Source organism: Pseudoalteromonas sp. RB2-MNA-CIBAN-0110 (assembly GCF_040309305.1).
GTDB classification, from domain to species: Bacteria; Pseudomonadota; Gammaproteobacteria; order Enterobacterales; family Alteromonadaceae; genus Pseudoalteromonas; species Pseudoalteromonas arctica.
The window spans coordinates 35110-47320 of sequence record NZ_JBEOOQ010000011.1 but is presented as its reverse complement, the minus strand read 5'-3'; the positions used below and the strand labels follow the sequence as shown (position 1 = coordinate 47320).

Sequence of the window (12211 nt, the reverse complement as noted above, 5' to 3'; positions counted from 1 at the left end):
CCATGATTCAATGCGTTGGTAAATCTCTTAACCAGAGTTCAGGTTTAATATCCCCAGTATTTACTGGGTATATTCATTACAAGCGTATTTTAGACACAAAAAAACCTGCACTTAGCAGGTTTTTTATTGCTTTTTTAAAGCGGTATTAGCTGTTAGCGTCGCTAAATTCTTTACACGCTGCTTTATCATTACACTCACCGTATAAATATAAAGAATGGTTTGTAAGTGTAATACCATTTTCTTCAGAAATTTCAAGTTGACGACGTTCAATCATCTCATCTTCAAACTCTACCACTTTGCCACACTTCAAACATACTAAATGATCGTGGTGTGTGCTTCCTGAAAGTTCAAATACTGATTTGCCACCTTCAAAGTGATGACGGCTTACAATACCCGCATCATCAAATTGGTTAAGTACGCGATATACAGTTGCAAGACCAATTTCTTCACCTAGATCCAAAAGAATTTTGTAAACATCTTCAGCACTGATGTGTTGGTTATCTGGAGATTGTAAAATCTCTAATATTTTAATACGCGGTAAAGTTACTTTTAAACCGGCTTTTTTAAGTTCCAAGTTATGATCAGTCATTAAATCTGTCTCAATTTTATTTGGTTATACTAGACATCTTGCAAAGATGTACACGACACATTAGCAACAAACAGGATAACGTGCCTAAGCGTTAAGTGCAAAGAACAATTGATTTATATTGCCACTAAAGCTTAAAACGCTAACTGTTTGATAATTATTTAAACAGCTAGCGATATATGCAGTAAATTAGTCAGCTAATTCACTTAAACACATTTCTTCATATACTTGAGCAGACCATGCTTTAACACGTTGTTCTGTAAGCTCTGGTTGACGGTCTTCGTCGATACCCAAACCTACAAAATGCTTATCATCAGCCATGCCTTTAGATGCTTCAAAGTCATAGCTTTCGCTCGGCCAATGACCAACAACAATAGCGCCACGTTCAGTAACGATATCGTTGATCATGCCCATCGCATCTAAAAAGTACTCAGCGTAATCTTCTTGGTCTCCACAACCAAAAATAGCAACAAGTTTACCTTCAAAGTCTACTTCTTCAAGTTCTGGAAAAAAGTCATCCCAGTCACATTGTGCTTCGCCGTAGTACCAAGTAGGGATACCGAATAAGATTAAATCAAATTCAGCAATCTCTTCTTTAGAGCTTTTTGCAATATCATGAACAGCCACTAGCTTTTTACCCAATTCTTTTTGGATCATTTTTGCTACGTGTTCTGTGTTACCTGTGTCACTTCCGAAAAAAATGCCTACACTTGCCATGGATTTAAAACCTTTTATGTATCAATAGCCAATCTTTCTTGTAAAATCGTTTCAATCAGCGCACTGCGGCTAATATTTTGTGCATCTGCCATATCACTCAATGCTTGATATAACTGCGATGAAACTTTAAATTCAACACGCTTTAAGCCACGTGCTTTATCTCTTTTTATTTGATTACGTTTATTTACCTTTAACTGCATATCCCGTGATAGGGGATTGGTTTTAGGTCTGCCTGGGCGTTTTTCGTATTCAAATAAATCGAGTGTAGTTCTATCTGTTTCTGACTTCGCCATGCTTAACCTACACCTGCGCCTTGCCAAAATACTTGAATAAGACCTTTAGCAATAAAGCCTGAACAACCTAAAAAGAGCACGCCCCAGACAATGTATTGTCCGAACTTAGGCACATTGCCACTTTTTAGTACGTCTTTAATTGCCATGCCGATGAATATGAAAATACCGGCTAAGCCAAAATACAACCCTAGGGTATCAAATTCGTTAATTAACTGACTGACCATCAACGTATAACCTTTAAATTAAACGGCGCGTACTATAGCATATAATTATTCATATATTTAGTGCGCAAAATCAAAAACACGCGATTAAAATTGCTTTAAACCGCAGTTAAAAAGTCGTTTATCGCTTTATTTACAGCAAGTGGCTTTTGAGCATGAAGCCAATGGCCTGCGCCATGAATTATTTTAGCCTTGGTATTTTTAAAGCGAGCTTTAATTGCAGTACGATGCTCGGGCAAAATATAGTCAGAATCATTACCTTTAATGAAAAGAGTATCGCATAAACAAGAATTGTTTTCATTAACATTGGATGTGATTGTAGAATATTTTTCGTCAAGCACATCTAAGTTAAATCGCCATGCAAAATGACCTTCCTCATTTTTAGCGAGGCTTTTAAGTAGAAACTGTCGAACTCCCTGTTCTTCTATGTAAGGCTGCATTAGAGCATCAGCTTGTTTTCTATCGTCAATTGATTGTGCTGAAACCGCTTTTAATGCCTGTAATATTTTTGTGTGCCGAGCAGGGTAACTAACAGGTGCTATATCAAGTACAACAAGCTTATTTACAAGTTCAGGATGTGTAAGCGCTAATTCCATTGCCACTTTACCACCCATAGAGTGCCCAACTAAATGTGCTTTATCTATGTTCAAATGTGCTAATAACTCAACAATATCTTGTGCCATTGCCGGGTAGTTCATTTCATCACTATGAGGAGAAAGCCCGTGGTTACGTAAATCAACGTTAATAACATTAAAGTGTTCACTTAATGGTTTTGCTATTACATTTAGGTTTTCTAATGATCCAAAAAGCCCATGTATCAAAATAACATTAGGACCTTGCCCTTGTTGCTTGTAATTTAACTGCATACTCGCCTCCTGAAAATTTCGCCATAGTTTGCCGAGCATTGCTCTAAAAAGCAAAAAATACAGCGACTATTTATTAAGTTGGGCTTTTGTTTGTTAAATCAACAACAATGAGGTAAATATTAATATGTTTACGGGAGTGCTTGTTGTAACTCGCATTTCTGATTGGTTTGGGTATAATCACACGGGAGAAAAAAATGTGACCCGTAATGACAGGAAGAACATGAAACAAATCGACATAGACGACGAGTTATATCAATATATTGCTAGCAATACGCAAAGTATTGGTGAAAGTGCATCCACTATTTTACGTCGTTTATTAAATCTGAGCGGCGAAAAAATTCAAACCGCAAACGTAGAACTAACTCAAAATAATCAAACTGCGACTACGTCTACCGCCACATTAAAAAGCTCAGAGCCATCTGCTGCTGAGACTTCAAAAAAACAAACGCCTGTAGCTCACGTACCCGTGAAGCAAAAAAGCGATAATGTTTTTAATGTATTAAATAAAGAAGAGCTGGCAATGCAAAAAGGTGTTGTTGGACGCTTTTTGTTTATTTTAAGTGCATTTTACCGCACACATAAAACTGATTTTTCTGCGGTATTAGACATAAAAGGGCGTGACCGTGTTTACTTTGCTACTAGTAAAGAAGCTTTAGTAAATAGCGGTAGTAGTATGAATCCTAAAAACATAACCGATAGTGAATATTGGGTTATGACTAATTCTAATACAACGCGTAAAAAAATGATGCTTCATGAAGTTGCTCTTTGCCTTGGATATAGTGCAGAGCAAGCTGAAAAAATTCGCGATTACCTGTAAGGAAATATAATGGCTATTCACTCAGGCGCAGGCAAAACTGCTCCACAATCGGCACTGGTTAACGTACCTAAATTAGTATCTGCGTATTACTTAAATGAACCTGATCTTGAACAAAATCCAGAGCATTGTGTTGCCTTTGGTACCTCAGGCCACCGTGGTTGTTCTTACGATGTTAAATTTAACGAATCACACATTTTAGCGATTACTCAGGCTATTTGTGATTACAGAAAACAAAATGACATATTTGGTCCGTTATTTTTAGGCAAAGACACACACGCATTGAGTGAAGCCGCATTTAACTCGGCTATTGAAGTATTAGTTGCTAACGAAGTGCAAGTGATAACGCAAGAAGACGGTGATTTTACACCAACGCCAGTTATCAGCCATTCCATAGTTAGCCACAATAAGCTACACCCAAATGAATTAGCAGACGGGATTGTTGTTACGCCTTCGCATAACCCTCCTGAAGATGGTGGCTTTAAATACAACCCACCTAATGGCGGACCAGCAGATACCGACGTCACTAAATGGATTGAAGACAGAGCTAATCAACTTTTACTAGAAGATTTAGTTGAAGTTGAGTTATTCCCATTCGCTAAAGCATCGCGTTCTGGCTTTATCCGCTACGAAGATTTAATGACTCCTTATATTGATGACTTAGCAAATATCGTTAATTTAAAAGCAATTAGCGATGCAGGTATTAAAATTGGTATCGATCCACTAGGTGGTTCAGGCATCAACTTTTGGCCAGTCATTGCAAAAAAATATAATTTAGATTTAACCGTAGTAAATGATGTTGTTGATCCACGTTTTGCTTTTATGCCACTTGATAAAGACGGCAAAATTCGTATGGATTGTTCATCACCTTATTCAATGGCAAATCTTATTGCACTAAAAGATGATTTTGATGTGTCTATTGGTAACGACCCTGACTACGATCGTCACGGTATTGTAACGCCAGATGGTTTAATGAATCCAAACCACTTTTTAGCAGTGGCAATCGATTACTTACTTAAACACCGTGATTGGAATGAAACCGTAGAAATTGGTAAAACATTGGTTTCTAGCTCTATGATCGACAAAGTAGCTGCTCGTAACAACCGTAAGGTTAAAGAAGTACCAGTAGGCTTTAAATGGTTTGTTGAAGGCTTAAGCAAAGGCAAGCTTGCCTTTGGTGGCGAAGAAAGCGCAGGTGCTGCATTCTTACGTTTTGATGGCTCTGTATGGTGTACAGATAAAGACGGCTTCATTATGGGTCTACTCGCTGCAGAAATACTTGCTGTGACAGGTAAAACGCCATCAGCGCTTTATAAAGAATTAGAACAAGAGTTTGGTTCTCCAATTTATAAACGCCTAGATGCACCAGCCACAAGCGGTCAAAAATCACGTTTAAAAGCATTGAGTGCTTCTGATGTTAAAGCAGATACACTTGCTGGCGAGCCTATTTTGCAAAAATTGACTCATGCACCCGGTAACGATGCCGCCATTGGTGGTTTAAAAGTGGTCACTGAAAATGGCTGGTTTGCAGCGCGTCCATCAGGTACTGAAGATATTTATAAAATATACCTTGAATCATTTAAAGGTGAAGAGCATTTAGCGTTACTTGAAAAAGAAGCTAAAAAGCTTGTAGATTCAGTTATAAGCTAACTTAATCTAATAATTTTAAAACGGCTGATTTATTCAGCCGTTTTCGTTTCTATACCTTGTGTATTTATAAAAATATATGCATAAGAGTCTACTCTCACATTATTTTTAAAGGGCTTATTATATGTCAGCCAATCCATCTTACTTAAATGAACTAAAACAAACAGGCGATTTTTTAACGCTTAGTCGTGACAACGAATGGCATTTAGATGCAGGTGACTTTGTTTTAGATAATGGGACTCGTGTAAATATACACGATACCGGAGTCATTGAGTTTCAACCTGCTGTTACAACGTCAAAAGATGTAGTTTATTCAAGCGCTGTACACGGTAACGAAACTGCCCCAATTGAAATTTGTGATGCACTTATTAAACAAATTATAAAAGGCGAGCTGATACTTAAGCAGCGTGTTTTGTTTATTTACGGTAATCCACAATCAATTAATATTGGCCTGCGTTTTGTAGAAGAAAACTTAAATAGATTATTTAATGGTCACCATACAGTTGAAGGTGTACCAATGAATAATGAGCGAAACCGCGCTGCAAAGCTTGAGCAATACGTAAGCGATTTTTATACACGTGGCGAGCAAGGCAGTACGCGATGTCATTACGACTTACACACTGCAATTAGAGGCTCTAAAAACGAAAAATTTGCTGTGTATCCATTTTTACATGGTAAGCCATGGAAAAAGTCGCAGCTACAATTTTTATTGAGTTGTGGTGTAAATACCGTGCTTATGATGAAATCTCCTGCAACAACATTTAGCTATTATTCGTCATTTATACACGGTGCTGATTCTTTTACGGTAGAGCTGGGTCAAGTTAAGCCATTTGGTCAAAACGATATGGCTCGCTTTGAAAAAACAAAGCAAACCTTAACTGCATTAATTAGTCAAAATGAAGTTAAATATCCTGAATTTAATGCAAACGATTTTGAATTGTTTGCTGTCCATCGCACAATTAATAGAACGCAGAACGATTTTAGCTTTCCTTTTTCTGACGATGCCGAGAACTTTACTGGCTTTGCGAAAGGTGAACTACTTGCAACCGACGGTGGTACAGCGATTTACGCTGACGTTGAAGGAGAGGCTATTATTTTTCCTAATGCGAGCGTAGCATTAGGGCAAAGAGCACTCCTTACTGTTATTCCAATGGATATTGATAGCAATTTCGTCTAATTTAACTCATCAGACCACTATTAACTTAAAGTTAACTATATGATTACTATAAATTAAAGTAACCGTATCGTTAACTTGCCACTTATTTAACCAGTATTTGCTTTTGTTTCGTCCCAGATCTGTTGAATAACACTTTACGTTAACGTAAAGTGTTGGCAGCTTTAATTAAAGATAGTGCAGATGTTGCAAAGTTTAACCAGCAACAATCACCCACAATAATAATTTAAAGGGGCACTGTTTTACCGACAACAAAAGAAGGTAGGTTATGAGTAATCCAAATAACGTATCGCTGAATATTAACCACGAGCTTGAATTTATTGATGGTCAAGCGCTTAATATTCCAACCCTTAGTATTTTAACTGAGGACGGCGACATTCATCCTAGTGCAACCGCACCTGACATTTCAAAACATACCGCTATTAAGTTATATGAAACAATGCGTTTTATACGTTTGTTAGATGAACGTATGCAAGGCGCGCAGCGCCAAGGCCGTGTTAGTTTTTATATGCAATGCCTAGGCGAAGAAGCCGCAGTTACAGCCTCTGCTGCTGCACTTGATCAAGACGATATGATCATGGCTCAATATCGTGAACAGGCAGCCCTGCATTATCGTGGCTTTACGCTTGATCAATTTATGAACCAAATGTTTTCAAATGAATTGGATTTAGGCAAAGGCCGTCAAATGCCAATTCACTATGGTTCTAAAGCGCTAAACTACATGACGATTTCATCGCCATTGGGTACGCAAATACCACAGGCAACGGGTTATGCATATGGCCAAAAAATAAAGCACATCGACGTTAAAACAGGCGAGCTTGCCAGCACAATTGATAATGTGACTATTTGTTACTTTGGTGAAGGTGCTGCATCTGAAGGTGACTTTCATGCCGGTTTAAATATGGCCGCTGTTCACAGAGCGCCGGTTATATTTTTTGCACGTAATAACGGCTATGCAATATCAACCCCTGCTGATGAGCAATTTAAAGGCGATGGTATTGCCTCGCGTGGTGTGGGTTATGGCATTAAAACAATTCGTGTTGATGGCACAGATGCACTTGCTGTGTATGCGGCGACTAAAAAAGCACGCGAAATAGCCTCAACACAAGGTGAGCCTGTACTCATTGAATCGATTGCTTATCGTTTGGGTGCGCACTCTACGTCAGACGATCCAAGTGGTTATCGCTCTAAAGATGAAGAAGCGAATCATCAAACGTGCCCTATTGATAAATTTAGAAAATGGCTGGTCAAGCAAGACTGGTTAAACGAAGAAGACGATATAAAAGCAAAAGAGTCGATTCGTGAAGAAATTTTAGCCGCGCTTAAACGTGCTGAAGTTGTTGCAAAGCCCGCTTTAGAAGAACTGGTATCTGACGTTTACGATACACCAATTCCATTATTGCAACGCCAGTACGAGCAACTAAAAGAACATATAAAACAGCATCCAGATGCTTACCCAGTAACCGCAGGGAGAATTAAGTAATGGCTAAAATGAACATGCTCCACGCAATTAACTCTGCTCTCGATATTACGATGAATGAACACCCTCAAGCCTGTATTTTTGGTGAAGATGTTGGTTACTTTGGTGGTGTATTTAGAGCAACATCGGGCTTACAAGAAAAGTATGGTAAACATCGTGTTTTTAATACGCCTTTAACCGAGCAAGGTATTTTAGGTTTTGCTAATGGTTTAGCTGCTTTTGGTGCGCCTGCATTGGCAGAAATTCAATTTGCTGATTATATTTTCCCAGCGTTTGATCAAATAGTAAATGAAGCCGCTAAATTTCGTTATCGCAGTGGTAATGAATTTAATGTCGGTAACTTAACTATTCGTACACCTTATGGTGGCGGTATTGCTGGTGGTTTATACCATTCACAATCACCCGAAGCCTATTTTGCACACACACCGGGTTTGAAAGTAGTTGTACCGCGTAACCCTTATCAAGCTAAAGGTTTATTACGTGCATCAATTAAAGACGATAACCCGGTCATATTTTTTGAGCCTAAGCGTTTATATCGTGCATCAATTGGCGAAGTGCCAGAAGAAGATTATAGTATTGAATTAGGCACGGCTGAAGTAGTGCAAGAGGGGGCTGATATTACGCTTTTAGCGTGGGGTGCTCAAATGGAGATTATTGAAGATGCAGCAAAGCAAGCAAGTGAGCAAGGTATAAGCTGTGAAGTTATTGACCTTCGTAGTATTTTACCATGGGATGTTGAAACGATTGCTAAATCGGTTATTAAAACCGGCCGTTTAATCGTGAGTCATGAAGCGCCTATAACCAATGGCTTTGGTGCAGAGATAGCCGCGACAATACAACAAGAGTGTTTCTTGCATTTAGAGTCGCCAATTTTACGTGTATGTGGTCTAGATACGCCATACCCGCTGGCACTTGAAAAAGAATACGTACCAGATGCACTAAAAGTGTTGGCTGCAATTAAACAATCAATGGATTTTTAGGGGTTACCATGGCTAAAGATTTTATATTACCCGATATTGGTGAAGGCATTGTTGAATGCGAAGTAGTTGAATGGCTAGTACAAGAAGGCGATACCGTATCTGAGGATCAGCCAATTTGCGATGTTATGACAGACAAAGCATTAGTACAAATTCCGGCAGTGCATGATGGCGTTATTTCAAAGCTATATTATCTAAAAGGTGAGATTGCTAAAGTACATGCCCCTTTATTCGCTATGGATGTAGCAGGTGAAAGCATTAGCAATGAAGTAGTACAAGAGCCAGTACAAGCTGAAAATAAAACTAATGATGCAGCTGATGTGGTTGAGGACTTTATATTACCGGATATTGGTGAAGGTATTGTTGAGTGTGAGATTGTTGATTGGTTAGTTGCTGAAGGCGACGAAATAGAAGAAGACCAAGCGGTTTGTGACGTAATGACCGACAAAGCATTAGTACAAATTCCGGCAAAATATACAGGCACAGTAAAAAAACTATATTACCAAAAAGGCGAAATAGCAAAAGTACATAGCCCGTTGTTTCAAATGACAATTGCAGGCAGTGCAGCAAAACCAAGTGTTGATATAAACCAAGCGGTCGTAAAGGCTCAAACTAATGCCGTCGCTGAAAAAGTTGCCCCTGTTAAAACGCAGCAAGCTGCTAAAGTTATCAATCAAAAAGCGGTTGCATCACCTGCGGTTCGTCGTAAAGCACGTGAACTAGATGTTGATTTAACCTGTGTACCAGGTAGTGGTAAAAATGGACGTATTTACAAGCAAGATATTGAAGAGTTTGTAAAAGGCGAAGTGCCAAATACTATTGATACTTCACCGCTTAATAGCGATGCTTCTCAAAGTGCAGTACAAAACCAAACACAGAATCAAAGCGGTGGCGTACGAGTAGAGAAAATTAAAGGCATTAAAGCGGCCATGGCCAAGCAAATGGTGGCTTCGGTTTCAACTATTCCGCACTTTACGTTTAGTGATGAAATAGACTTAACACAGCTTATAGCTTTGCGTAGCGCTTTAAAAGAGCAGTACAAAGCACAGGGCGTTAAGCTCACCATGATGCCATTTTTTGTAAAAGCACTCTCGCTAGCAATGAAAGAGTACCCTGTACTTAATTCAAAAGTGAACGATGAATGCTCAGAGCTTACCTATTATAACGATCATAATATCGGTATAGCGGTTGATTCTAAAATTGGCTTGTTAGTGCCTAATATTAAATCGTGCCAGAGTAAAAGCATTATTGATGTGGCAAATGATTTAACCCGCTTAACTCATTCAGCGCGAGAAGGCCGTGTTGCACCCGATGATTTAAAAGGTGGGACAATTAGCATCTCTAACATTGGTGCTATTGGCGGCACTATCGCGTCCCCTATAATTAATAAACCAGAAGTGGCTATTGTTGCGCTAGGTAAACTGCAGCATCTACCGCGTTTTGATGAAAGTGGGCAGGTTGTGAGTAAAGCTATTATGCAAGTGAGCTGGTCTGGCGATCATCGTGTTATTGATGGGGGCACTATTGCTCGTTTTAATAACCTATGGAAGTCTTACTTAGAAAACCCATCGGCAATGATGATGGCTATGAGTTAATAGCTAAATTGTTAATATTTAATAAAAACCAGCTTTTAGCTGGTTTTTGTTTTAATGTCAGCTGTTTTTAATTAAGATACAAATGTTACTAAAAAGTAATTGGATTAACCCCGTTAGGGAATATAAAAAATAACACTAAGGAAATTTTATGGAACACTATATGAACGCGTTGCGTAGCTACGCAGATTTTTCAGGCCGTAATCGTCGTAAAGCATTTTGGATGTTTATGCTAATTAATTTTATTTTTTCGCTTTTGACAGGTGTTATAGATGGTATTACAGACACAATGTTCGTAAGCTCTATTTATAGCTTAGCGCTATTTATTCCTGGCTTAAGTATTGGTGCTCGTCGTCTACATGACACAGGCCGTTCAGGCTGGTGGCAGCTACTTTGGTTAGTGCCAGTCATTGGTTGGATTGTTTTAATTGTTTTTCTTGCGCAAGATTCGCACGAAGGTGAAAACGATTTTGGTCCAAATCCAAAAGAATTAGCAGTAGAACCAACTACTGTATAAGTAAGAATAACTTAACATGTTAAAAGCTCAGCAATTGCTGAGCTTTTTTGTTTTTTTATTTCTCATTCTTTTAAATTTCAGCAAAAAAATACAACCCATAACCAACTATTAATGCGGGAATAGACGTATAAAGTGTAGCTATAACTGCAGCTTTAGGCGCCATTGCTATTGCTGGAAATAACGCATCACCATCGTTAGAAATTGCGTTTCCTGCTAAAGCACTAAAGGGAATAATGCCTTGAATATAAAGCGTTGTAACAATTATTTGCGGACCACAACCAGGTAAAAAACCAATAAGCACTGCAATTAATGGGGCCAAATAGGCGTAATGTACAAACCACGTTTTTAAATCAAGTCCTGCAATGTTAACCAAAATCTCAAATAGCATAAAAGAGGCTACAACCCATGCCGTTACAAAATGGGTATCTTGTAATACTTTTATTATTTTAGAAGGGGGGTTACATGCATCGTCTTCTGACGTTACTTCTTGATAGCTTTCACCTCTTGACGAAAGTGCCCAAATACTAACAATAAATAAAGCCATTAATGCACCAAATAGCGTAATTACAGTGCCTGTGCTTGCTCCAAACTGCGAAAAATCAACATTGAAGGCAATCAAAAAGGCAATTATAAGGCTTGGGATAATTGCTACCATCCAAACCGGTTTACTGATTTTAATAATGTTAGTTGAGAGTATTTTAATTTGGTGCTTTTGTTCTTGCGCTGTTGGGCGTAAAAAGTCTTTTTTGTGTATTGTATTAACCAGTAAACCACTGAATGTACCCACAACTAACCCTATTCCCATAATTAACAAGCCTTCAGTAGGGCGGGTAGCAAGTAATAAAAATGCTGCATCTCCCATTGTAGCTGTTAGCACAGCAACAATAGCACCAAAGCTTGCTTGGCCTTTTGTAAATTGAGTAACCACAATAATAGCGCCACCACAGCCAGGTAATGCACCTAAAACCGCTGCAAAGCTAATTTCTAAAATAGGGGACTTGGCACTTAAATAACTAAGCTCTAATTGAGGTAAGTGTTCTATAGCGTAGTAATAAATTAAAAGGGTAGCAGCAACAAACACACTCACTTGAAAAAATGCATCACTTAGTGCGGTCATTGTTATTTCGCGTAATTGCGGTATTGCAAGACAAGTTAAAATAAATAAAGGCAGCAGTAAGCGTTTATTTTGGCTCAAAAATCGTTTTGAGGCAGGAGTAATAAAACCAATGTGAGGGAGTGAAATCATACAATGCGACCTAATAAATTAACTAGGTCACACTGTATATTTTAATTAAATGATAATCAATATCATTTGCATCTATTTAAA

13 protein-coding genes are annotated in these 12211 nt (G+C 38.4%); 7 read left to right on the top strand and 6 right to left on the bottom strand.

Annotated elements, in window-relative coordinates; all coding sequences use genetic code 11:
- Positions 1–145: 145 nt before the first annotated feature.
- The 5 genes from fur to AAEY68_RS07755 form a co-directional block, all read right to left on the bottom strand.
- Positions 146–589, bottom strand: a complete 444-nt coding sequence (fur, locus tag AAEY68_RS07775; RefSeq protein ID WP_007586857.1) for a ferric iron uptake transcriptional regulator — start codon at positions 587–589, stop codon at positions 146–148.
- Between the two features lie 186 nt (positions 590–775).
- Positions 776–1303, bottom strand: coding sequence for a flavodoxin FldA (fldA, locus tag AAEY68_RS07770; protein WP_007586856.1), 528 nt, complete (start codon positions 1301–1303; stop codon positions 776–778).
- A gap of 14 nt (positions 1304–1317) precedes the next feature.
- On the bottom strand, positions 1318–1596 hold the full coding sequence (ybfE, locus tag AAEY68_RS07765) for a LexA regulated protein (protein ID WP_002962928.1): 279 nt from the start codon (positions 1594–1596) through the stop codon (positions 1318–1320).
- A gap of 2 nt (positions 1597–1598) precedes the next feature.
- Positions 1599–1820, bottom strand: a complete 222-nt coding sequence (locus AAEY68_RS07760; protein WP_002962930.1) for a DUF2788 domain-containing protein — start codon at positions 1818–1820, stop codon at positions 1599–1601.
- 95 nt (positions 1821–1915) lie between these two features.
- Positions 1916–2683, bottom strand: coding sequence for an alpha/beta fold hydrolase (locus tag AAEY68_RS07755; protein ID WP_024592583.1), 768 nt, complete (start codon positions 2681–2683; stop codon positions 1916–1918).
- 220 nt (positions 2684–2903) lie between these two features.
- Here AAEY68_RS07755 and seqA point away from each other — a divergent pair, with 220 nt between their 5' ends.
- The 7 genes from seqA (at position 2904) to AAEY68_RS07720 (ending at position 10884) form a co-directional block, all read left to right on the top strand.
- On the top strand, positions 2904–3500 hold the full coding sequence (gene seqA, locus AAEY68_RS07750; RefSeq protein ID WP_024592584.1) for a replication initiation negative regulator SeqA: 597 nt from the start codon (positions 2904–2906) through the stop codon (positions 3498–3500).
- Between the two features lie 9 nt (positions 3501–3509).
- A complete protein-coding gene (pgm, locus tag AAEY68_RS07745) occupies positions 3510–5147 on the top strand; it encodes a phosphoglucomutase (alpha-D-glucose-1,6-bisphosphate-dependent) (RefSeq protein WP_350585769.1) in 1638 nt (545 codons plus the stop codon).
- Positions 5148–5268: 121 nt separating this feature from the next.
- Positions 5269–6321, top strand: a complete 1053-nt coding sequence (astE, locus tag AAEY68_RS07740; protein ID WP_024592586.1) for a succinylglutamate desuccinylase — start codon at positions 5269–5271, stop codon at positions 6319–6321.
- A 265-nt stretch (positions 6322–6586) separates the two neighbouring features.
- A complete protein-coding gene (locus tag AAEY68_RS07735; protein WP_024592587.1) occupies positions 6587–7801 on the top strand; it encodes a thiamine pyrophosphate-dependent dehydrogenase E1 component subunit alpha in 1215 nt (404 codons plus the stop codon).
- Positions 7801–8778 (top strand): alpha-ketoacid dehydrogenase subunit beta, encoded by a 978-nt coding sequence (locus AAEY68_RS07730; RefSeq protein ID WP_008171214.1) that lies wholly within the window; start codon positions 7801–7803, stop codon positions 8776–8778. The genes AAEY68_RS07735 and AAEY68_RS07730 overlap by 1 nt, the downstream gene beginning before the upstream one ends.
- Before the next feature lie 8 nt (positions 8779–8786).
- On the top strand, positions 8787–10370 hold the full coding sequence (locus tag AAEY68_RS07725; RefSeq protein WP_024592588.1) for a dihydrolipoyllysine-residue acetyltransferase: 1584 nt from the start codon (positions 8787–8789) through the stop codon (positions 10368–10370).
- A gap of 148 nt (positions 10371–10518) precedes the next feature.
- Positions 10519–10884 (top strand): DUF805 domain-containing protein, encoded by a 366-nt coding sequence (locus AAEY68_RS07720; protein ID WP_007586837.1) that lies wholly within the window; start codon positions 10519–10521, stop codon positions 10882–10884.
- A 70-nt stretch (positions 10885–10954) separates the two neighbouring features.
- Here AAEY68_RS07720 and AAEY68_RS07715 read toward each other — a convergent pair whose 3' ends face one another.
- Complete coding sequence (locus tag AAEY68_RS07715) at positions 10955–12130, bottom strand: putative manganese transporter (protein WP_024592589.1); 1176 nt, start codon at positions 12128–12130, stop codon at positions 10955–10957.
- Between the last annotated feature and the right edge of the window lie 81 nt (positions 12131–12211).